A 21,870-nucleotide genomic window follows, 5' to 3' on the forward strand; every position below is an offset into this window, starting at 1 on the left:
ATGCGGACGAAAGTCCCATCTTCCTGTTTTTTTGCACCGTCCCCCGGGGAGCAACGGATGGTTGCCCCCCTTAAACTGTCAAAAAAGGGCTGCTGCGATTGGTGCTGCAAGAGCCTCGCAGAGTTCCGCCGTCCGCAGACGGCGGAACAGAGTCAAAATCGTGTTTTCCGGCGGCGTGTACGTCGGAAAACACTCTGCTCAGGCCGCAAGTGTGCGAGCGAAAGCGAGTGCACGCGGCGGACTGCATCCCCTCGAAAAAATGCCTGCATTTTTGAGAAGCGTGTCGAAGTTTTTCGACACGCTTCGGGGGGCAACGAATGGTTGCCCCCCTTTTTCCGCCCGCTTTCCTTCCCATTGGGGGAAAAATCCGGTATCATGGATGCAGAGAAAGGAGGCCGCACCTATGCAACCCGAGACCACATCCGCACCCGAGACCCTGGGCCGCCGCATCGCCCGGCTCCGGCAGGAACGGGGCCACTCCCAGCGGGACCTGGCCAAAGCGCTCTTTGTCACCCGGCAGGCCGTCTCCAACTGGGAGCGGGACCAGACCCTGCCCGACCTGGAAACGCTGCGTGCCATCGCCGCCTTCCTGGAGGTAGACCTCAACACCCTCTGCGGCTCCGCCCCGGCGGCGGGCCGAAGGAGACGTCCCGGCCCCCGCCAGTGGATGAAAGCGGCCGGGGCGGGTGTCCTGGCCCTGGCGCTGGTTCTCCTGGGGGTCTCCCGTCTGACAGCCCCTGCGCCGGAGGCGGCCCCCATCCCCTCGGCCTCTCCCCCGCCGGAGGAGGTCCTCCCCACCGTCTCCTCCGCGCCGCGCTGCTCCTCCGACCTCCGGGACGAGAACAAGGTCCGGCGGCTCATGGCCGTGGACATCCCCCGGGTTACACGGGATGGATGGTTCACCACCGACGACGACACCGCCGATCTTCTGGCGGCTGATCTGGCCGCCCTGCCCCAGGACCCCGGTCCCATCCCGCTCACCGACGCTCTGGAAACTGATTTTCATCTCTTCGCCCGGCAGTATCAGCTCTCCCTCCTCCCCGGCTGCCAGGACGGCCGCTTTGCCCGCTGGGAGGAGGCCCTGAACTGGATCTGGTGCGCGCCCCTGCGATACCGGCACCCCCACGGAGATGCGCTGTCCGCCGACTATGTGGACCAGGCCGTGGCCCTCTGGTTCGGGGATGCCGTCTATACCCACGGCGCCGCAGGGGATTATTCCTATTCCCACGGGCAGTACCAACCCGCCCCCACCCCGGGCGAGCCGTCGGCCTTTCTGCTCCGCTCTCTGGAGCGGCGGGAGGACGGCTCTCTCCAGGCTGTCCTGGACCGCTTCACCGAGGACGGCCGCTATCAGACGGGCAGTCTGACCCTGCTCCTCCACCTGACCGATGGACAGATCGTCTTTGATGAAGTGCGGCATGAGGCATTGGTCTGAGGGGATAAGTTCTTTTTGGCTCTCTCATTTTGAAGGAAGGACGGCCCCAATCTTCTCTCATTTTGCGAGAACCTATCCACAAAACGGCCCCTTCACTCCTTCATTTTGCGAGAACCAGTGAGAAAAATCCGCCCGTTTCCTTCTCTCATTCTGAGGGAGATATACTACATATAGCCACAGGGGGCGGGAACGCGGGAGGCTTCTCTCCCGTTCTCCACTCCAGGGAAAAGACGTATTCATTGGGCTGGCGCACGTTCTTCCCGGACCGGTGGGAGAGGAAGCCCTTCTCCTCCAGCTCGGTCATGCCCCGCCACAGTCCCGCCGGACAGATGCCGTACTTCTTCCCCACCGCCTGGGGAAAGAGGAAATGCCGCTTCCCGCCGCTCTCCATGGCCATGCAGAGATAGAGCCGCAGGGCATTGCCGCTCAGCTTCTGCACCCGCTTGTCCAGCAGGAGGGAGTTGCCCACCTGGATGAACCGCCCTTCCTTCCCGTCCGACCGGGCGGTCAGCCAGGGGAGCACCGTGCGGGAGGATCTTTTTCGTCCGCTCATGGTATCACCTCATATGTTCTGGATACCCTAGGCGCCCCCGGCGGGAATGGTGCACGTTTGCGTACACCTAACTGAAAAAAGTGCAAAAAGGCCCCCGGAACACTCGGTTCCGGGGGCCGTAAACTTGTGGCGTTTTGCTTAGTACATGCCGCCCATGTCGGGAGCAGCGGGCTCCTTCTTGTCGGCCCTCCCCACGAGAGCCTGTCGGCTCCCGCGGGGTCCCCCTTCCATCTGCTTGGGCGGAATGAATCCGCCCGGCATCAAGGCTTTGCCCAAGGGCAAACCCTTGCTCTGGTGGCCGACAAGAAGGCCCCCGGAACAAATCGTTCCGGGGGCCATAAACTTGGCGATTGCTTAGTACATGCCGCCCATGTCGGGAGCAGCGGGAGCGGAAGCGGCGGGCTCCTTCTTGTCGGCCACCAGGGACTCGGTGGTCAGCAGGGTGGCGGCGATGGAAGCCGCGTTCTCCAGAGCGGAGCGGGTCACCTTGGTGGGATCCACGATGCCGGCGGAGATCATGTCCACATAGGTCTCCTTGTAGGCGTCGAAGCCGTAGCCGACCTTGCCGGACTCACGGATCTTCTCCAGGACCACGGAGCCGTCGATGCCGGCGTTGGCAGCGATCTGCTTCATGGGCTCGGTCAGGGCCTTGGCGATGATGCGCACGCCGGTCTTCTCGTCGCCCTCAACCTCGGGGATGAGCTTCTCCACAGCGGAGACAGCGTTCACATAGGCGGTGCCGCCGCCGGCCACGATGCCTTCCTCAACCGCGGCGCGAGTGGCGTTCAGGGCGTCCTCGATGCGCAGCTTCTTCTCCTTCATCTCCACCTCGGTGGCAGCGCCCACGCGGATGATGGCCACACCGCCGGCCATCTTGGCCAGGCGCTCCTGCAGCTTCTCCTTGTCGTAGTCGGAGGTGCTGATGGCCAGCTCGTTGCGGATCTGATCCACGCGGCCCTTGATGGCCTCGCTGCTGCCGGCGCCGTCCACGATGATGGTGTTCTCCTTCTGGACCTTCACCTGGCGGGCCTTGCCCAGCATGTCGATGGTGGCGTCCTTGAGCTCATAGCCCAGGTCGGCGGAAACCAGGGTGCCGCCGGTCAGGATGGCGATATCCTTGAGCATCTCCTTGCGGCGGTCGCCGAAGCCGGGGGCCTTCACGCAGGCCACGTTCAGGGTGCCGCGCAGCTTGTTGACGATCAGGGTGGACAGAGCCTCGCCCTCCACGTCGTCAGCCACGATCATCAGGGGCTTGCTGGTCTTGACGACCTGCTCCAGCACGGGCAGCAGCTCCTGGATGTTGGAGATCTTCTTATCGGTGATGAGGATGTAGGGATCGTCCAGGACGGCCTCCATCTTCTCGGTGTCGGTGACCATGTAGGGGGTGATGTAGCCGCGGTCGAACTGCATGCCCTCCACGACCTCGCTGTAGGTCTCAGCGGTCTTGGACTCCTCAACGGTGATGACGCCGTCGTGGGAGACCTTCTCCATGGCCTCGGCGATCAGCTTGCCGATGGTCTCGTCGCCGGAGGAGACAGCGCCGACGCGGGCGATGTCATCGCTGCCGTTGACCTTCTGGCTGTTGGCCTTGATGGCCTCGATGGCGGCGGCGGTAGCCTTGGAGATGCCCTTCTTCATGACCATGGGGTTGGCACCGGCAGCCAGGTTCTTCAGGCCCTCGCGGATGATGGCCTGAGCCAGCAGGGTGGCGGTGGTGGTGCCGTCGCCGGCCACGTCGTTGGTCTTGGTGGAGACTTCCTTCACCAGCTGAGCGCCCATGTTCTCAAAGGGATCGTCCAGCTCGATCTCCTTGGCGATGGTCACGCCGTCGTTGGTGATGAGGGGGGCGCCGAACTTCTTCGCCAGCACCACGTTGCGGCCCTTGGGGCCCATGGTGATCTTCACAGTATCGGCCAGCTGGTTGACGCCGCGCTCCAGAGCGTGACGGGCTTCCTCGCCGTAGCAAATGATCTTAGCCATAATGAATTACCTCCAAAAAATGAGATGTTGATACACCGCCGCCGGAGCGGCCGGTGGTTTGTTACTCGACGATGGCCAGAATGTCGCCCTGGCGCACGATGGTGTACTCCACACCGTCAATCTTGACCTGGGTGCCGGAGTACTTGCTGGTGATGACCTTGTCGCCGGCCTTCACGGTCATGACGACTTCCTTGCCGTCCACCACGCCGCCGGGGCCCACTTCGATGACCTCAGCCACTTCGGGCTTCTCCTTGGCAGCGCCGGTGAGGATGATGCCGCCCTTGGTGGTCTCCTCGGCCTCCACCATCTTCAGGACAACGCGGTCAGCCAAAGGCTTGAGTTTCATAACAGGTTCCTCCTTATATGTGATAAATCTTTTTCAAAACAAGTTCAGCGTGTTAGCACTCATTTTACCGGAGTGCTAACACGCTTATTATAATAAACTTAGTTCTACAATTCTGCAAGCCCTAATTTTTAAATTTTTTATGAATGATGGGTGAATTTCCAGGCGAATCTCTCTCAATCTCCCTCAAAGTCTTCTTATCTCTTTTTTTCTCCGGAAATCTCATTTTTTACACCGGAGGCCGGGGCCCAGGAGGCTCCCCTGGGGAACACAAAGTTCACTTTTTTAGCAGAGAGGGCGATGGAGAGCTCATCCGTATCCAGCCGCTCCCCGTCCACATTGACCATGGAGAGCCGGTCGCAGCGCACCTTCATGGACCTGCCCCGCCGGAGGATGACCAGCTCCGGGATCTCCTCCGCCCGGCCCGCGGCGTAGAGCTTCACCAGCCGGGCCACCGTCAGGCGGGAGACCCCCTTCACCAGCAGAAATTCCAGCACCCCGTCGTCGGGGACGGCCCGGGGCGAGGGATGGAAGCCCCCGCCGTAGTAGCGCCCGTTGCAGGCGCACAGCAGGGAGAAGTCCCCGGCAAAGGTCTCCCCGTCCACCTCCACCTCGTAGGGGCGGGCGATGCCGGCGATCAGGTTCTTCACCAGAGAGAGCTGGTAGGCCATGGGACCGCTGACCATGGGATAGCGCCGGAACTGGGCCATGCCCAGCCCGATGCGGGCGTCAAAGCCCACCGAGCAGATGTTGAGGGAGAGGCGGCCGTTGCAGTCCATCAGGTCGGCGGCGGCCTGGTCACCGTAGACCAGCTCCTTCAGATCATAAAAGCGCCCCCGGTCCTGCCCGAAGAGCCGGAGAAAGTCGTTGCCCGACCCGCAGGGGTACTGGGTCACGGCGGCGTTGGGATACCCGGCGGCCCCGTTGACCACCTCGTTGAGGGTGCCGTCGCCCCCGCAGGCGTAGATGCGCACGCTCTCCCCCGTCTCGGCGGCCGCCCGGGCCAGCTCCACGGCGTGGCCGGGGTAGTCGGTCACCCTGGCCTCCCATGCCACCCCCAGGGGGTCCAGGGTGTCGGCCAGCCGGGCGATCATCTCCTGGCTGCGGTCATACTGCCCCGCGGAGGGGTTGAGCACAAACAAATGCTTCATGGTCCATCCATCCTACTGTGTTCAGATTCCCATTCAAAAGAGGGTGATACGCTGTTCCATCCGGGCCATGCGCGCGGCGATGCCGGCGGCCTCGGCGCGGGTGACCGTATCCCCGGGCCGGAAGGTGAGCTTCCCGTCGCTCCCGGCCAGCACCCCCTTGGCGTAGAGGGCGTAGATGTCGTCGGCGGCATAGTCCCCGGCCTTCACGTCGGGGACGGAGGCCTTCACCCGCTCCAGGCTGTTCTTCTCGGGGATGGCCCGGCCCAGGGAGGTGGAGGCGAAGATGTGGGCCATCTCGGCCCGGGTGACGGGGCGTTCATAGTCCAGGAACTCCCCCCGCCGGAGGATGCCGCTGGCCACGCAGTAGTCCACCGAGGAGCGGTACCACACCGCCCCGGAGACGCTCTGCTGGTGGAAGTTGTCCCCCCGCTGGCGGCTCTCCATGCAGGCGGCCAGGCGCACCGCCTCGGCCACGGTCATGGTACGGTCCGGGGCGAAGCGGTTGTCCCCCACGCCCTCCATGAGCTCCAGGTTGTAGGCCAGGTCCACCCACAGATCGTACCAGGACCGGGGGGACACGTCGGAAAAGTCGGGCAGCCGTCCCCGGTTGAGGGGGAAGCGGGCCGAGGGGACCTGCCGCTCCAGCATGAGCTGGTTGATCTGGTAGAAGGGGAGGACGGTGGTCTCCCCGTCCTTGGTGAGGAGGAGGGCCTCTCCCCCGCTCACCTCGGTCAGCCGGGCCGAGTCATAGACGAAGTCGTAGAAGATCTGGGTGGTCCCGCCCTTCCCGTCTGGGAAGGGCAGCAGGCTCACCACACCCCATTTGGTCCCCTTCTGGGCGATGTACAGCCCGCCGGTCATGTGGAAGAGGGAGCCGTATTCCGGCTGGATCAGGTAGGTCCCGTCCTGCCGGATGACCCCCAGCCGGTCGCCCAGCTGGACCTGGCCCAGCCCCAGGGTGAAGTCCAGCACCGAGGTGTACTGCATGGGGATGACCACCTCCCGCCGGGCGTTGGCGTATCCGAATTTCCCGTCCGGGCTCTGGGCCTTGGCCATGCCCTCCTGGTAGCCCCAGATGGTCACCCCGGCGGGAGCGGCCCCCGCGCCCAGAGGAAGGAGGGCGCACAGAGCCAGCGCAGCCAGCCCCGCTCGGGCGGCTTTGGTCCAACGATGGGCCATTTTCCATTCCTCCCCGTAATTTATTCTCTCTTATTTCCTGTCTGTATACTGAAATAGGTCACATTTTAACATGCCGTTATAGAGCTTGCGGCGTTTGTCCGCCGTGCGGCCGAAGGTGCGCTCGAACTCCGTGTGGGAGGAGAGGACCGAGACCTTCCACCCATGCGGCAGGCCCCGCACGGCCTGTCCGAAGGCCCGGTAGAGCTCCTCGGCCTCCTGCTTCTCCAGGATGCGCTCGCCGTAGGGCGGGTTGGTGACGATGCGCCCGTATGGGTCGCTCCGGTGGAAGGTGCGGGCGTCGGCCACCTCGAAGCGGACCAGGTCCTCCACGTCGGCCTTGACCGCGTTGTCCCGGGCGATGGCCACGGCGGCGGGGTCCATGTCCCCGCCCCAGATGTCGTAGTGCCCGTCAAACTCCTTGTCCATGGCCTCGTCGGCCCCCTCCATCCACACCTTGGCGGGGAGCCAGTCCCACTTCTGGGCGGCGAAGGAGCGGCTCAGGCCGGGGGCCCGGTTCTTGGCGATGAGGGCGGCCTCGATGGGGATGGTGCCGCTGCCGCAGAAGGGGTCGCAGAAGGGGTCCCTCCCCCGGTAGCGGGAGAGGAGCACCATGGCGGCGGCCAGGGTCTCCCGCAGGGGGGCCGCCACGCCCACCGCCCGGTAGCCCCGCTTGTGGAGCCCGGCGCCGCTGGTGTCCAGCATGAGGGTGACCTCGTCCTTGAGGATGGAGAACTGGATCTGGTGGAGGGCCCCGGTCTCGGGGAGCTTCTCCAGGCCGTACTTGGCCCCCAGGCGGGCGCACACGGCCTTTTTCACGATGGACTGGCAGGCGGGGACCGAGTGGAGGGCCGAGTTCAGGGAGTGGCCCTTCACCGGGAAGGCGCCCTCCCGGGGAATGAATTCCTCCCAGGGCAGGGCGCGCACCCCCTCAAAGAGGGCGTCGAAGTCCCCGGCGTAAAAGCGGCCCAGGACGATCAGCACCCGCTCGCCGGTGCGCAGGTTCAGGTTGACCCGGGCGATGTCGGCGGGGGTGGCGTCGCAGAAGACCCGGCCGTTCTCGGCCCGGACGTTGGGCAGGGAGAGGCGGCGCAGCTCCTCCGCGGCCAGGCCCTCCAGGCCGAAGAGGGTGGGGACGACAAGTTGCAGGTTGGTCATCATCGAGACATACTCCATTTCCTATACAAAATACAAATACCGGTCTGTCAATTCAAGTGCACTCTTTTGATTTCAGGCACTATCGCCTCGCAGAGTTCCGCCGGGCGCAGACGGCGGAAGAGGGTCAAATCGTGTTTTCCGGCGGCGTGTACGTCGGAAAACACTCTGCTCAGGCCGCAAGTGTGTGGCCCTTCGGGCCATGCGCGCGGCGGCCTGCATCCCCTCGAAAAAATGCTTGCATTTTTGAGAAGCGTGTCGAACCCAGTTCGACACGCAGCTATGTTTCCCGTCCAGTATATCTGATTTTCCCCCGCAAGGCAAACCCTTTTGGACCGCGGACGCGAAAAGAGGCGATTTCACGCGCCCGGATGGGCCCAAGGGGGCAAAGCCGTCCAAAATCCGCCCCAACCGCCCCGGAAGGGCTGTGGATTTTCCACAGGGAATATGGTATGATACCACCAAGGTTTCCGGAAATCCCCGGCAACCCCCATTCCGCTCCGGTCTCCCCGTTCCGGAGCCCATGAAAGGAGGGACGCGTATGCTCCCAACCATTCTCTGGCTGGTGGCCCTGGTGGTCTTTCTGGTGGTGGAGGGCCTCACGGTGGGCCTGGTCTCCATCTGGTTCTCTGCCGGTGCGCTGGCCGCGCTGCTCCTCTCCCTCGGAGTGGAGAACATCTGGGCACAGATCGCCTGCTTCCTGGCGGTGTCCGCCCTGTGTCTGGCGGCCTTCCGGCCCATGGCCCTCAAGTACCTGAACCCCTCCCGGCGCACCCCCACCAACGCCGACCGGGTTCTGGGCATGGAGGGCGTGGTCACCCAGGCCATCGATAACCTCCGCTCCACCGGCACGGTCCAGGTCCGCGGCATGGACTGGTCGGCCCGCAGCGCCGGGGAGGAGACCATCCCCGCCGGTACCCGGGTGCGGGTGGTGCGCATGGAGGGCGTCAAGCTCTTTGTGGAGCCGGTAGGCGCCCCTGCCGCTGTGTCTCAGCCCTAAGTCATCCCCCTGTTCCCAAACCACATTGGAAGAAATGCGTAAGAGGAGGAATTGTACATGTTACCCATTATTCTGAGTATCCTGGGCGTCCTGATCCTGCTGATCCTGGTCATCAATATCAAGTTCGTACCCCAGTCCAAGGCCTACGTCATCGAGCGCCTGGGCGCTTTCCACGAGGTCTGGGGCGTGGGTCCCCACTTCAAGGTCCCCTTCTTTGAGCGGGTGGCCAAGGCGGTCTCCCTCAAGGAGCAGGTGGTGGACTTCGCCCCCCAGCCGGTCATCACCAAGGACAACGTCACCATGCAGATCGACACCGTGATCTACTTCCAGATCACCGATCCCAAGCTCTACACCTACGGTGTGGAGCACCCCATGAGCGCCATTGAGAACCTGACCGCCACCACCCTGCGCAACATCATCGGCGAGCTGGAGCTGGACCAGACCCTCACCAGCCGTGACATCATCAATACCAAAATGCGCACCCTCCTGGACGAGGCCACCGACCCCTGGGGCATCAAGGTCAACCGGGTGGAGCTCAAGAACATCATCCCGCCCAGAGAGATCCAGGACGCCATGGAGAAGCAGATGAAGGCCGAGCGCGAGCGCCGGGAGTCCATCCTCCAGGCCGAGGGTCAGAAGCAGTCCCAGATCCTGGTGGCCGAGGGCGAGAAGCAGTCGGCCATCCTGCGGGCCGACGCGGCCAAGCAGGCCGCCATCCTGGAGGCCGAAGGCAAGGCCGAGGCCATCCTCAAGGTGCAGCAGGCCCTGGCCGACTCCATCGAGATGCTCAACAAGGCCAACCCCAACGACCAGGTGGTCAAGATCAAGGCGCTGGAGGCCTTCCAGGCCGCCGCCGACGGACGGGCCACCAAGATCATCATTCCCAGCGAGATCCAGGGTCTGGCCGGTCTGTGCGCCAGCGCCAAGGGCGTCTTCGACTCCATGGAGCCCAACCCCCCCGCCAAGAAATAACCCCATACGCGCACAAAGGGCGTGCCGGAACTCCGGCACGCCCTCGTTTTCTTTATTTTTTTATTTTTCCTTTTCCACGAACTCGGCGTCCTCCTCGGGGAGGACCTCCACCCGGATCTCCATGACCCGGCGGTGGTCCACCCGGGTGACCGTCACGTCCAGGCCCTCGGCCTGGAAGCGGTCCCCCTCCTCGGGGACCCGGCCGATCTGTTCCATGACCCAGCCGGAGACCGTATTGGCATCGCACTCGCCCCGGATGGAGAAGAGGTCGAAGAGATCGGTGAGGTCGGCGTTGCAGGAGATGAGGTAGCTGCCGTCCTCCTGCTTCTTGAACTCCTCGATGACCTCGTCGTGCTCGTCCCAGATCTCGCCCACCAGTTCCTCCACGATGTCCTCCAGGGTGACCAGGCCCTCGGTGCCGCCGTACTCGTCCACCACGATGACCATGTGGGCCTTCTCCTTCTGGAGGATGCGCAGCAGGTCCGAGATCTTGGTGTTTCCGGTGGTGTAGAGCACGTTGCTCATAAAGGAGCTCACATCCTCCCGGCCGCGGAAGCGGGCGGCGTGGAAGTCCTTCTCGTGGATCACGCCCACCACGTCGTCGATGTCCTCATGGTAGACCGGAATGCGGGAGAAGCCGCTCTCGGCAAAGACCCGGGCGATCTCGTCCATGGAGTCGGTGTCCTCCACCGCCACGATGTCCACCCGGGGGGTGAGGATCTCCTCCACCTCCAGGTCGTTGAACTCGATGGCGGCCCGGATGAGCTGGCTCTCGTGCTGGTCCAGCCCGCCCTCGGTCTCGGCCTGGTCCACCATGGTGACCAGCTCCTCCTCGGTGATGCCGTCGTTGGAGGCGTTATGGAAGAGCTTGGAGAGCAGGCGCTTCCACTGGCTGAAGAGGAAGTTGGCCGGGGTCAGCACCACCATGAAAAAGCGCAGCAGGGGCGCGGAGAACATGGCGAAGGCCTCGGGGGACTCCTTGGCCAGGCTCTTGGGGGAGATCTCGCCAAAGATCAGGATCACAATGGTGAGCACCACGGTGGAAACGGCGGGGCCGCTCTGTTCGTCCAGCAGCTTCACGAAGAAGAGGGTGGACACGGTGGTGGCCGTGATGTTCACGATGTTGTTGCCGATCAGGATGGTGGAGAGGAGCTTGTCATAGCTCTCTGCCAGCGCTAAGGTGCGGGCGGCCCGCTGGTCGCCGTTGTCCGCCCGGCTCTTGAGCCGGATGCGGTTGAGGGAGGTAAAGGCCGTCTCGGTGGCGGAAAAGTAGGCCGACATGGCCACCAGGATCACGATTGCGATCAACATTCCAATACTGTCACTGCCCATAGGGGAACTCATCAACTCCATTTTCATCATAAGATTGGTTTTCGTCTCAACGCAGGAAAGGACAGCCCTATCTCACCATCGGAGTAAGGCTGTCCTAAAAATCGCTCGATTCTGTTGACACAAGGGAGGTTCGTCCACCTGGGCTCACCTGCTCCTTCCACACAGATTGGATGCGCCTGCATCATTGTGAGACAGTATAGCATATTCCCCTCCAAATTGCAAGCGGCCCGCCCCGATTCCGCTTTGTAAGCTATTTTTACAGAAAGAAACCATTTTCATTGTGTTTTTGCCCAAAATAAATACCAGTTATTCAAAAATAGACGGCGTAGTCCACAAGAATTTCTTCCATACTTCCCCCCTGTCGGGGGGTGTGCTATAATGACTTTCAATATAGAGGAAACACTCGCCTCCCGCCGTTTCTCCCGGGCGGGGGAACCAATCTCCGAAAGGGACGTGAACTGGTATGAATCGACTTTTTACCCTGCAATCGGCGCTGCTGACCCGTCTGGGGTCCGGGGAAGAGGCAGCCTGGACCGCCCTGCACATGGCCAGCGCAGGGACCATCGCCTGGAACATGGCCGAGGAGCTGGGGGACGACCCCTGCCTGGCCGCCTGTGCCGCGTCCCTGAAGATCTGCGCGGGCGTCTTCTCCGACGGGGAGGATCTGCGCAGCTTCCTCCACCTGCTCGCCCGCTTCAGTGACAGCGAGTGCGAGTCCCTGGCCGCCGTGGTGGCGGGGGAGTGCGCCGCTCCCCAGGACGCCGCTCTGGCCGACACCGCCCAGAGTGCCCAGGTGGTCGCCGCCCGGCAGTACGGCCAGCCCTTCGCCGACGAGGAGGAGCAGGCCCGCTATCACCGCTGGACCCACCGCCACGCGCTGTCCTTCTAAAAAACATTGCCCCGATATACCGAGAGCCTGTTGCAGAAGTTTTCTGCAACAGGCTCTTTTTCTGTCACTCATGTATGCTCCATGCCGCAGAGGCCTCTCAAAAATGCTTGCATTTTTGAGAATCAGGCTCCTGTGTGGATCTCCATATCCGGGTGGACCTGGTGGATGAGGTCGGCCAGCTCCTGTTTTTCCTCCGGCGTGGGCTCCCGCAGCTTTTCGAAGAAATAGACCGTGATGCCGTCACTCTCCAGCACGAAGGTCTCATCCAGCTTCCGGTAGGCCCCGGCGATGGCCTCCCCCTCCAGCAGACAGTGGGCGGGGGCCCAGACCACCTGCTGGTTCTCCTCCCCCAGGTGGAGCTGGATGGGATCGGCCACGGCCAGGATGTCGCAGGTGTAGATGCTGTCCCAGAAGCCGTCCCGCTGGTCCACGGCGGCCAGGTTGACCAGATACTCGTCCCGGTCCACGTCGGACACCCGGGGCAGGTTGAGGGAGTCCTCCGCGTTGACCAGGGCGCTCTGGTTCAGGACGAAGGAGGAGGCCAGCACCCCCACCTTCTTCCCCTCCGCTCCGAACTCGTCCAGGCGGCGGATGAGCTCCACCATCTCATAGGCGTCCTCCCGCCGGGGCGGGGCGTAGGAGAAGGTGGGCAGCATCTGAATGAGGGGATAGTCCTGGATGATCCCCGACTGCACCCGGGGCAGGGCGGGACTCAGGGCGGTGGGGAGCACGATGGCCGCCGTCAAAATCACGCCCAGTCTTCCCCGTCCGGCCAGGTAGTGGAAGCCCAGCAACAGCAGGCAGGCCAGGGCCGGGGCGTAGAGGAGCAGGTGCTGCTGTCCGTGGGACTGGACATGGACGAAGAGGAAGGCGCACACCGCCGGCTCCAGCAGGAGGAAGAGGGCCTGCCGCCGGGTGGCCTTCCCCCGGCACAGCCACAGCCCCAGGGCCACTGCCGCCAACAGGAGGAAGAGCCCGTAGTACCGCTGGAGGATGCGCACATCCACCCCCAGTCCCAGGTCATAGGCGGCGTACATCTGGGCGTAGTCGGCCAAGAGGCGCCCCGAGACGAAGGTCTGGAGGAAGTAGAGCAGCGGGAAGACGAAGCCGCACAGGTACCCCAGCACCGGGGCCGGGGAGCGGCGGAAGGCGAGGGCCTCCACGCACAGGACCAGCAGGAAGGCCAGGGCGTAGAAGGCGTACCACCGCCGCAGCACCACCGCCCCGGCGGCCAGCAGTCCGATCAGCAGATAGCGGGAGAAGCGGCCCTTCCCCGGCTCCTTCAGGTGGAGGAGGAGGGCCCCCAGAGCCACCGCGGTCCCGGCGATGTCCACATAGCCGGTCACCGAGGTGTAAAAGAGGGAGGGCAAGGCCAGCATCCCGGCGGCCGGGAGCCAATAGCCCCGGGGGCGCAGGCTGCGGGCGTACCCCCAGATGAGCAGCAGGGTGGGAAAGAGGCAGAAATTCCCGATGGACATGAGATAGACCAGCCGGGAGGGCCCGAAGAGCAGGGCAAAGGGGACGCACAGCAGGCCGATGGTGTCGTTGTAGTCGGTGGTAAAGATGGACTCATACACCCGGCTCAGGGCGGCGGCCACCCCCTGGTCCCGGAAGGTCTCGGCCAGGGAGTAGGTGCTGCGCCAGTAGATGGCGCTGTCCCAGCTGTAAATGGTGGCGCTCCCCCGGGCATAGGCGTAGACCAGCAGGTTGACCAGCCCCCACAGGACCAGGATGGCGCACACATCCCGCCGGGAGAGGCCCCGCAGCCACGCCCCCGCCCCGCCCAGGCACTCCCGCAGGGCGAAGAGCAGGTGCAGGAGGAAGAGGGCCAGCAGCACCCCGCCCCCTGCCAGGACCAGCAGGTTCATCCCCCGGGAGAGGGCGATCCCGCCCCCCTCCACAGCCCGGTCCAGCACCAGCCCCCGGAAGCGCAGGGCAAAGACCACGCACAGGGGGTAGAGGACCCACCCCGCCCGCTGCCCGCCGAAGGCGTACCGGGCCAGATGGCCGTTCACCAGGGGGGCGCACAGCCCGCCCAGCAGGGCCAGCAGGGGCCCCAGGGCCAATGCCGCCCCCAGCGGCAGGGTGATGCCCCGGGCCTGGACCAGAAAGGCCGCCAGGCGCACCCCCAGGAAGAGGCCGGCGGCCAGTCCTCCCAGGGCATAGCATGCCCGGGCGGCCCAGGGCGTCTTTTCCGCTCTCTCGTGCATGGAAGTCCCTCCTCGGTGACAGATGGCCCCCCGTCCGGCGGGACGGAGGGCAAGATTGCTTCTATTATAGCAAACTCTCCGGCGAGAATCAGCCCCCTTCCCCGGCAAAAAGGCCCCCTCTCTTTGTGAAAAAATAAATTAGACGAATCGTGAAAAAAATCACAGATTCGCCCGGCTTCTTTTTGGATGTTTTGACCGTTTCCTAGATTCTCTTCTCCATTTTATTTGTAATACTTCACAGTTTACTTTTTGTACTTTTGACATCAAACTTATTGTTAGATAAGAAAACAAATTGTTAGGATGAGTATCTATGGGCATCTACGTCATCACCGGCGGCTCCAGCGGCATCGGCAAGCGCACGGTGGAAATCCTGAAGGAGCGGGGCCATGAGACCGTCAACATCGACCTGAAGGACGGGGACATCAACGCCAACCTGGCCACCCCCGCCGGGCGCTCCGCCGCGCTGGAGGAGCTGCACCGCCGCTACCCGGACGGCATCGACGCCATGATCTGCAACGCGGGGGTCAACCGGAACATTCCCCTCATCATCTCCCTGAACTACTTCGGAGCCACCGAGATGGCCGCGGGAGCCTTCGACCTTCTGAAGAAAAAGGGCGGCAGCTGTGTGGTCACCTCCTCCAACTCCATCGTCCAGGGCGCGGCCCGGATGGACGTGGTGGGCATGCTCAACAACCAGGCCGACGAGGCGCGCATCCTGGAGCTGGTGAAGGACTATGACCCCCGTGCGGCCCACTCCTTCTATGCGGCCACCAAGTACGCCCTGGCCCGCTGGGCCCGGCGGATGAGCGCCAGCTGGGGGGCCCAGGGGGTGCGGCTCAACGCGGTGGCCCCCGGCAACGTCCGCACCGCCATGACCGACGGCCTCTCCCCCGAGCAGCGCGCGGCTGTGGAGGCTCTGCCCGTGCCCGTCAACTATGAGAGCGGCGAGCTGATGGACCCCAGTGACATCGCCAACGCCATCGCCTTCCTGGCCTCCCCCGAGGCCCACGGCGTCAACGGCGTGGTGCTCTTTGTGGACGGCGGGACCGACGCGCTGCTCAACTCGGAAAAAGTGTATTGAGGAGGGACCTGCTATGATCATCGCTGATTTTGTCCGCGCCCTTCAGGCAAAGGATCACAAGGCCATGGCCGCCTGTTTTGCCGACGAGTGCCGCCTGTTCGACTACTGCCCCCTGCGCATCAAGAATGAGAACTACTACATCTACGGCCGCTGGGCGGTGGAGATGTTCTACCACAACAAATTCGTCCTGGGCGGACTGTCCGTGCTGGACCCCCGCATCGTGGACGAGCGCACCGTGAACCTCTACATCAACTACGGCGGCCAGGTCAACCACGCTCTGGCCACCATCGAGAGCTATGACCCGGTCTCCGGTCTCATCCGGGAGCTGGTCATCCGTCCCGCCTGATAAAACAAAGCGTGTCGAAAAACTTCGACACGCTTCTCAAAAATGCAAGCATTTTTTCGAGGGGATGCAGGCCGCCGCGCGCATGGCCCGAAGGGCCACACACTTGCGGCCTGAGCAGAGTGTTTTCCGACGTACACGCCGCCGGAAAACACGATTTGACCCTCTTCCGCCGTCTGCGGACGGCGGAACTCTGCGAGGCTCCTGCATCTAAAATCGCAGAAATCCATTTTATCGACGGCCTGAAGCCCGCCGGACTTTTCCGTCCGGCGGGCCTATTTTATGGATATTCTACTTCCACCAGGGTGAGCCCCTGGGGCGGGGCGGTGGGACCGGCGGCGGAGCGGTCCCGGGCGGCCAGAATGGCCGCCATCTCCTCAGGGGCGCGCTTTCCGGTGCCCACCTCCAACAGAGTTCCCGTGAGGATGCGCACCATGTGGTAGAGGAACCCGTCCCCGTGGAAGGTGAGGTCCAGGTCGTCCCCCCGGCGCACAATCCGGATGGCGTCCACCGTGCGCACGGTGGACTTCTTGAAGCGCCGGTTGGAGCAGAAGGAGCGGTAGTCGTGCCGTCCGGTCAGGACGGCGGCCGCCCGCTCCATGGCCGCCAGGTCCAGCGTCTCCTCCACCCGGAGCTGGTACTTCCGGCGGAACACGTCGGGGGCATCCCCCAGGCGGATGGCGTAGCGGTAGGTCTTGCCCACGGCGTTGAGCCGGGCATGGAAGCGCTCCCCCGCCGGTTCCACCCCGATCACGGCGATGTCCTCGGGGAGATAGCGGTTGAGATAGGCGCGCACCTCCCCGGGCTCCCATGTGCCCGGCAGGCGGACGCTGGCCACCTGGCCCAAGGCGTGGACCCCCGCGTCGGTGCGCCCGGCGCCGTGGATCTCCACCGCCTCCCCCGCCATGCGGGAGAGCACCCCCTCCAGCTTGCCCTGGATGGTGTTGCCTGTGTTGCCCTGGCGCTGCCAGCCGTCGTAGCGGGTGCCGTCGTATTGGATGGTGAGCTTCAGATTCATGGTCGTTCCCTCCGGCAAAAAGGCCGCACCTGCGGATCTCTCCGGCAGGTGCGGCCCTCCTGTGCGTTGTTTACTCCGCGTTCAGCTCGTGCAGGAAGTTGATCAGGCGGATCTGGTCGTTCTTATCGTTGGCGAAGAGCTCCAGAGAAGAGCCGGACTCCTGGATCAGACGGCCGATGGCGATGTACTGAGACATGGAGGACTTCAGGTTGAAGATATCCCCCTCCAGGGACTTCAGGTAGACCTCGTGCTCGCAGGAGTTGACCACGTCGATAAACTTCTGGACATCCTTAATATTGGTCAGGCGCATGAAAAATTCCCTCCTTTATTGAATGGTTCTATCGCAGGCTGTAAAACAGATTTTCACCGGCTTTAGTATAGCATAGATCCCCCCGCCCGGCAACGGTACGATGTGGAAAATAAACTGGCGATTCTTGCCCTTTTCTGAACTGTTTTTCACAAAGCCGCGGCTTTTTGGATGGATTTTCCTCCATCCGGTGCCCTTCTGCCCGCCTCTGGGAGGAGGGCTCTCCTTCCGGTTCTGAATTTCCCTTTCCCGGCATAGGATACATCGACAAGGGCCGTCCCCGCCGGGGACACGCCGCTGAAACAGAGGAGTGTATCGCTATGAATGTCACGTGCAAGCAGACCATTCCCCTCCTGACCCGGGTGGTGGTGACCGCCGGCGCCTGTGTGGGCTGCCGCCCGGCCATCCGGCCCGAGGGCACCATCGTGGAGGTGGGGGAGGAGGGCGTGTTCCGGGTACTCTTTGAGGACGGCACCCGCCGTTGGTATCGGGCGGAGGAGCTCTCCCTCTCCCGCCCCCGCTGACCCGCTCTCCCGCCGCGCAGACGCGCCCCCGGTTCCGCTGGTTTGGAACCGGGGGCGCACTTCTTTTTTCAGGATCACTGCCCCATCTGGCACACCTGCATCCGGGTGCGCAGGATGGCGCCGGGACTCATGGACAGCTCGTCGATCCCCAGGTCCAGGAAGGTCTGGAGGAGGGACGGGTCGGCCCCCAGCTCGCCGCAGATGCCGATCCAGATGCCCGCCCGGTGGGCGTTCTCGGCGGCCATGGCGATGAGGCGGAGCACCGCTCGGTGCTCCGGGTCGTCAAAGCAGGCCACGCTGGCGTTCTGGCGGTCCAGGGCCAGGGTGTACTGGGTCAGGTCGTTGGTGCCCACGCTGAAGAAGTCCACCTGCCGGGCCAGCTCCTCGCTGAGGAGGGCGGCAGCCGGGGTCTCGATCATGATGCCCAGCTCCACATCTCCGGCATAGGGGATGCCCTCGGCGTCCAGCTCCCCCCGGACGGCGGCGGCCGCCTCCAGGACGGAGCGCACCTCGGCGGGTGAGGTGATCATGGGGAACATGATGGCCAGCTTCCCGTAGACCGACGCCCGGTACAGGGCCCGCAGCTGGGTGCGGAAGACCTCCGGTCGGGTCAGGCAGATGCGGATGGCCCGCATGCCCATGGCGGGGTTCTCCTCGGGAGGGAGCTGGAAGTAGTCGGCCTGCTTGTCGGCGCCGATGTCCAGGGTGCGGATGACCACCCGCTTGCCCCCCATCCGCTCCAGCACGTCCCGGTAGGCACTCAGCTGGGTCTCCTCATCGGGGTAGTCGCTGCGCTGGAGGTAGAGGAACTCGCTGCGGAAGAGACCGATGCCCTCGGCGTCTCCCGCCAGGGCGGCCTCGATGTCCTCCGGGCCGCCCACGTTGGCGCACAGCTCGATCTTCCGCCCGCCCCGGGTCACGCTGGCCCGGCCCCGGTAGCACTCGGCCTCCGCCCGCTCGGCGCAGGCGGCGCTCTGCCGGGCCTCAAATTCCGCCCGGACCGCCCCGTCGGGGGCCACGACCACCTCGCCGGTGCTCCCGTCCACCGCCACCTCCCGGCCCTGGGAGAGCAGCTCCAGGGAGCGGCCCAGGCCCACCACCGCCGGGATGCCCATGGTGCGGGCAAAGATGGCCGTGTGGGAGTTGACCGAGCCGCCCGCCGTCACGAAGGCCAGCACCTTGCTCCGGTCCAGGCGGGCGGTCTGGCTGGGGGCCAGGTCCTCGGCGGCCAGGACGGCCGGCTCAGTGAGGACCAGGGCCTCCTCCTCCGTCCCGTTCAGGATGTGGATGAGCCGCGCGCCGATGTCCAGCACGTCGGCGGTCCGGCCCTGCATATAGTCGTTGTCCATGGCGGCGAAGGCGGCGGCCGCGTCCCGGGAGGCCTCCTGCACGGCATAGGCCGCGTCGGCTCCGTCACGGATGCGCTCCTCCACCCCCTCGCAGAAATCCGGGTCCTCCAGCACCATCTGGTGGATCTGGAAGAGCAGGGCGTTCTCCTCCCCCAGGGTCTCCAGCGTCTGCTGGTAGATCTCCTCCAGCTCCACGCCGGCCTGGGCACGGGCCGCTTCAAAGCGCGCCAGCTCCTCCTCGGGCACGGCGCCGCTCCTGGGCCGGAGCTCGGCCGGGCCGCTCCCCAGGCGGTGGATGGGGCCGATGGCCACGCCACGGCTGACCCCCTGTCCATGTAATGTGGTCATAGTCCATGTCCCTCCTGTAAAAACGAGCCGGACGGCAGGTCTGCCGCCCGGCTTGCTCGGTTTCGATCAGAAGATGCCGACCATTCCGCCGACAAAACCGATCACGACCAGACCCAGCATGATCTGGATGGAAGTGAACTTCTCCTTCCGCAGCAGAGCGTAGACGCCCAGGGTCACGCCCAGAGGCAGAAGACCCGGCATGATCGCGTCAAAGAGCTGGCTCTGCAGATCGAAGGCCTGCTCTCCGATGTTGAAGGCGATGGCGGTCTTGAAGCTGACGGAGGTGGCCACCAGGCCGCCCATGACGGTACAGCCCAGGATGCCCGCCGCGCCGATGAGCTGCTTCATCCGGCCGCCGGCCAGCATGGCGGTGATGGCGCTGCTGCCCAGGGAATAGCCCTTCATCCAGCAGTTGTAGGCGATGAGCATCAGGATGATGGGCAGGCCGATGAGGACCAGCAGGGGCCCGAAGAGGTTTCCGGTGCTGCCGAAGCTGATACCCAGAGCCACCACCAGGGGGATGATGACGCCCTGGTCCAGCGCGTCGCCGATACCGGCCATGGGGCCCATCATACCGGTCTTGACGGCGTTGATGGCCTCGTCGCTGATCTCGGCTCCGTTGGCCCGCTCCTCCTCCATGGAGATGACGGCGCCGTGGATGACCGCGCCCACGTTGGGGTTGGTGTTGAAGAAGGTCAGGTGGCGCTGAAGGCCGGCGATCTTCTCCTCCCGGTCGGGATAGAGCTTTTTGATGATGGGCGCCATGCACATGGCGAAGGCGCCGCCCTGCATGCGCTCGTAGTTGTAGTTGGCGTGAGAGAAGAACTGCCACAGCCAGTAGGAGCGGCGGATGTCCTTCTTGTCCAGATGGACTTTCTTATCGGCCGCCTGGACCGCATTGTTTTCCACATTAGCCGCCATAGCTCGCATCCTCCTTCTGATTCATCTGCATGTAGATGAGGGCAAAGACCAGTCCGAACATGGCCACGCCCACGATGCTGATCTGGAAGTAGGCCACCAGCAGGAAGCCCACCAGCAGGAAGGGCATGGTCTCGTTCTTCAGGATGGCACGCAGGTTCAGGCCGATGCCCAGGGCGGGCAGCAGGCCGCCCACCACCTCCAGGGCGTGGAGGATGTTGGTGCCCTGCACCACGTTCAGGAAGCTCTCCATCAGAGGCACGCCGGCCATGAGGATGACCACGGCCACGATGACCTTGAAGACCAGCATCATCACGGCGCTGGGCAGCCAGTTCATGAGCATGACGCCCTTCTCATCGCCCTTGGCCGCATAGCTGTCGGCCCAGTGGACGAAGAAGGAGTCGATGGTCATCTTGCCGACCCACCAGATGGTGCCCAGCAGGCCCAGGGGAACGGCGATGGCCAGAGCCACTTCGGTGCTGACGTTGGTGGCGATGGCCAGGGCGGTGCCGATGTAGCCGGCCACGGCCATGTCGGAGGGCATGGAGCCGCCTACGTTCAGGTGGCCCAGATAGATCAGGTTGATGGTGGCGCCGATGATGGTGCCCGTCACGGGATCGCCCATGACCAGGCCCGTCAGGAAGCCTGCCACAATGGGACGCTGGAGCACGTAATATCCTTCACCGAAGAACCAGGGTGCGTCGGAGAGATAGTAGAGCACTCCGATAATCAGGGCTTGCAACCAACTCATAACAAATGACCTCCTCTTTTCATTCGCTCAGAATCCGGGACAATCTATCAGTACGGCGGGCAACGCCCTCCTTTCGTCCCCCGCCGTCGGTTCCCCGCGGAGTTTTCATGGGCGCGCAGGAGAAAATACAGGTGTTACAGCTTGACCTTGTCGATCTCGATGCACTTGCCGTCGGGCACGATCTGGCAGAACACCCGCACCCCCTTGGCGGCGATGGCCTGGAGCTGTTCCAGCTCGGCGGGAGAGACCTGGATGTTGCGCAGGATCATCTTCCGGCCGGCCACATAGCCCATGCCGCCCAGGTTGAGCTCCTTCATGGGGGCGCCGCCCTCCAGCAGGCGCTGCATCACATCGGGGGTCTTGGCCAGTACGATGGTGCGCAGCTCGGGGGGATCGTTGGCGATGGCCTCCAGGGCCTGCTCCACCGTGTAGATGTGTACGTCGTAATCCCGGGGGACCGCCATCTTCATGACCTGACACAGGAACTGGTCCTGGGCGGTCTTGTCGTCCACTACGAAGATCCGGGTGGCCTGATAGACCTTGCTCCACCCCGTCATCACCTGTCCGTGGATCAGGCGGTCGTCAATGCGGTAAAATACCACGCTCATACGGTTCCCTCCCTTTCTGCGATGACCTGCTCGGCGTTGACAAAGCCCTCCCGTCCGGCCTCGGTGGCCGCTGCGATGAGCTCCCCGGCCTCCATCTCTTCCCGGAGGGTGAGCAGCTCCAGCAGGGCGGGCAGATTGTAACCCGACAGGGCGTGCACATGGTGCTTCATCACCATCAGCATGGCGGTGTTGGACGGCGTGCCGCTGGGCAGGTCGGCCAGGATCAGGGTGTGATCCGGGTCTCCGAAGGCGTCGATGGCCTGCTCCAGCTTGAGGGAGAAGGTCTCCACCGTGTCGCCCGGGTAGAGGCCGAACACCTCCAGGTTCTCCTGGGGGCCCAGGATCATCTCGGCCGCCTCCCGCACACCGGCTGCAAAGGCGCCATGGCTAATCAGAATCAAATTGATCACGCTGTTTCGTTCCTTTC

General features: G+C 64.0%; 22 protein-coding genes. 7 read left to right on the plus strand and 15 right to left on the minus strand.

Going from position 1 to position 21,870, the window contains the following annotated elements; translation table 11 throughout:
* Positions 1 to 403: 403 nt before the first annotated feature.
* Positions 404 to 1,435, plus strand: a complete 1,032-nt coding sequence (locus tag GPK94_RS06975) for a helix-turn-helix transcriptional regulator (protein ID WP_215655312.1) — start codon at positions 404 to 406, stop codon at positions 1,433 to 1,435.
* Between the two features lie 145 nt (positions 1,436 to 1,580).
* On the opposite strand, the gene GPK94_RS06980 is transcribed toward GPK94_RS06975, so the two are convergent.
* From GPK94_RS06980 to GPK94_RS07005, 6 genes are all read right to left on the minus strand, one after another.
* Positions 1,581 to 1,988 carry a hypothetical protein gene (locus GPK94_RS06980; RefSeq protein ID WP_101691806.1) on the minus strand — a complete coding sequence of 136 codons (408 nt, stop codon included), beginning with the start codon at positions 1,986 to 1,988 and terminating at the stop codon, positions 1,581 to 1,583.
* Positions 1,989 to 2,342: 354 nt separating this feature from the next.
* Positions 2,343 to 3,968, minus strand: a complete 1,626-nt coding sequence (gene groL / locus GPK94_RS06985; protein ID WP_215655314.1) for a chaperonin GroEL — start codon at positions 3,966 to 3,968, stop codon at positions 2,343 to 2,345.
* A 61-nt stretch (positions 3,969 to 4,029) separates the two neighbouring features.
* Positions 4,030 to 4,314 carry a co-chaperone GroES gene (locus tag GPK94_RS06990; RefSeq protein ID WP_101691802.1) on the minus strand — a complete coding sequence of 95 codons (285 nt, stop codon included), beginning with the start codon at positions 4,312 to 4,314 and terminating at the stop codon, positions 4,030 to 4,032.
* A 194-nt stretch (positions 4,315 to 4,508) separates the two neighbouring features.
* The gene (locus tag GPK94_RS06995) at positions 4,509 to 5,462 is read right to left on the minus strand and encodes a diacylglycerol kinase family protein (RefSeq protein WP_215655316.1); all 954 of its coding nucleotides are present in this window, start codon (positions 5,460 to 5,462) and stop codon (positions 4,509 to 4,511) included.
* 33 nt (positions 5,463 to 5,495) lie between these two features.
* A complete protein-coding gene (locus GPK94_RS07000) occupies positions 5,496 to 6,641 on the minus strand; it encodes an S-layer homology domain-containing protein (RefSeq protein WP_101691800.1) in 1,146 nt (381 codons plus the stop codon).
* 30 nt (positions 6,642 to 6,671) lie between these two features.
* A complete protein-coding gene (locus GPK94_RS07005; RefSeq protein ID WP_193538650.1) occupies positions 6,672 to 7,796 on the minus strand; it encodes a class I SAM-dependent RNA methyltransferase in 1,125 nt (374 codons plus the stop codon).
* Between the two features lie 538 nt (positions 7,797 to 8,334).
* On the opposite strand from GPK94_RS07005, the gene GPK94_RS07010 reads away from it, so the two are divergent.
* Together GPK94_RS07010 and GPK94_RS07015 are read left to right on the plus strand one after the other, a co-directional pair.
* Positions 8,335 to 8,793, plus strand: coding sequence for an NfeD family protein (locus GPK94_RS07010; RefSeq protein WP_101691798.1), 459 nt, complete (start codon positions 8,335 to 8,337; stop codon positions 8,791 to 8,793).
* Positions 8,794 to 8,850: 57 nt separating this feature from the next.
* Complete coding sequence (locus GPK94_RS07015; RefSeq protein WP_101691797.1) at positions 8,851 to 9,765, plus strand: SPFH domain-containing protein; 915 nt, start codon at positions 8,851 to 8,853, stop codon at positions 9,763 to 9,765.
* Between the two features lie 60 nt (positions 9,766 to 9,825).
* Here GPK94_RS07015 and GPK94_RS07020 read toward each other — a convergent pair whose 3' ends face one another.
* The gene (locus GPK94_RS07020; protein WP_215655319.1) at positions 9,826 to 11,097 is read right to left on the minus strand and encodes a hemolysin family protein; all 1,272 of its coding nucleotides are present in this window, start codon (positions 11,095 to 11,097) and stop codon (positions 9,826 to 9,828) included.
* Between the two features lie 463 nt (positions 11,098 to 11,560).
* Between GPK94_RS07020 and GPK94_RS07025 the strand changes: the two genes are divergently transcribed.
* Entirely contained in the window at positions 11,561 to 11,986 is a 426-nt protein-coding gene (locus GPK94_RS07025) for a hypothetical protein (RefSeq protein WP_193538629.1), read from the plus strand.
* 122 nt (positions 11,987 to 12,108) lie between these two features.
* Here the strand turns inward: GPK94_RS07025 and GPK94_RS07030 are convergent, their stop codons facing one another.
* Positions 12,109 to 14,196, minus strand: a complete 2,088-nt coding sequence (locus GPK94_RS07030) for a glycosyltransferase family 87 protein (protein WP_215655321.1) — start codon at positions 14,194 to 14,196, stop codon at positions 12,109 to 12,111.
* A gap of 310 nt (positions 14,197 to 14,506) precedes the next feature.
* Between GPK94_RS07030 and GPK94_RS07035 the strand changes: the two genes are divergently transcribed.
* Positions 14,507 to 15,277: an SDR family oxidoreductase gene (locus tag GPK94_RS07035; protein WP_186963476.1), complete on the plus strand. Its 771-nt coding sequence runs from the start codon at positions 14,507 to 14,509 to the stop codon at positions 15,275 to 15,277.
* 13 nt (positions 15,278 to 15,290) lie between these two features.
* A complete protein-coding gene (locus GPK94_RS07040; protein WP_101691793.1) occupies positions 15,291 to 15,623 on the plus strand; it encodes a hypothetical protein in 333 nt (110 codons plus the stop codon).
* A gap of 277 nt (positions 15,624 to 15,900) precedes the next feature.
* Here the strand turns inward: GPK94_RS07040 and truA are convergent, their stop codons facing one another.
* Positions 15,901 to 16,638: a tRNA pseudouridine(38-40) synthase TruA gene (gene truA / locus GPK94_RS07045; protein ID WP_215655323.1), complete on the minus strand. Its 738-nt coding sequence runs from the start codon at positions 16,636 to 16,638 to the stop codon at positions 15,901 to 15,903.
* 70 nt (positions 16,639 to 16,708) lie between these two features.
* Positions 16,709 to 16,948, minus strand: coding sequence for a polya polymerase (locus GPK94_RS07050; protein ID WP_101691791.1), 240 nt, complete (start codon positions 16,946 to 16,948; stop codon positions 16,709 to 16,711).
* Between the two features lie 317 nt (positions 16,949 to 17,265).
* Between GPK94_RS07050 and GPK94_RS07055 the strand changes: the two genes are divergently transcribed.
* Entirely contained in the window at positions 17,266 to 17,469 is a 204-nt protein-coding gene (locus GPK94_RS07055) for a hypothetical protein (protein ID WP_101691790.1), read from the plus strand.
* A 74-nt stretch (positions 17,470 to 17,543) separates the two neighbouring features.
* Here the strand turns inward: GPK94_RS07055 and ptsP are convergent, their stop codons facing one another.
* The 5 genes from ptsP to GPK94_RS07080 all read right to left on the minus strand — a co-directional run bounded on the left by ptsP (position 17,544) and on the right by GPK94_RS07080 (position 21,853).
* Complete coding sequence (ptsP, locus tag GPK94_RS07060) at positions 17,544 to 19,166, minus strand: phosphoenolpyruvate--protein phosphotransferase (protein ID WP_101691789.1); 1,623 nt, start codon at positions 19,164 to 19,166, stop codon at positions 17,544 to 17,546.
* A 66-nt stretch (positions 19,167 to 19,232) separates the two neighbouring features.
* Positions 19,233 to 20,087, minus strand: a complete 855-nt coding sequence (locus GPK94_RS07065; protein ID WP_215655325.1) for a PTS system mannose/fructose/sorbose family transporter subunit IID — start codon at positions 20,085 to 20,087, stop codon at positions 19,233 to 19,235.
* Positions 20,077 to 20,835 carry a PTS sugar transporter subunit IIC gene (locus GPK94_RS07070; protein ID WP_101691787.1) on the minus strand — a complete coding sequence of 253 codons (759 nt, stop codon included), beginning with the start codon at positions 20,833 to 20,835 and terminating at the stop codon, positions 20,077 to 20,079. Before GPK94_RS07070 ends, GPK94_RS07065 begins: the two co-directional genes overlap by 11 nt.
* Before the next feature lie 134 nt (positions 20,836 to 20,969).
* Positions 20,970 to 21,443: a PTS sugar transporter subunit IIB gene (locus GPK94_RS07075; protein WP_101691786.1), complete on the minus strand. Its 474-nt coding sequence runs from the start codon at positions 21,441 to 21,443 to the stop codon at positions 20,970 to 20,972.
* Entirely contained in the window at positions 21,440 to 21,853 is a 414-nt protein-coding gene (locus GPK94_RS07080) for a PTS mannose transporter subunit IID (RefSeq protein ID WP_101691785.1), read from the minus strand. Before GPK94_RS07080 ends, GPK94_RS07075 begins: the two co-directional genes overlap by 4 nt.
* Positions 21,854 to 21,870 lie beyond the last annotated feature (17 nt).

Source organism: Pseudoflavonifractor sp. MCC625, from assembly GCF_018784545.1.
Lineage (GTDB): Bacteria > Bacillota > Clostridia > Oscillospirales > Oscillospiraceae > Pseudoflavonifractor_A > Pseudoflavonifractor_A gallinarum.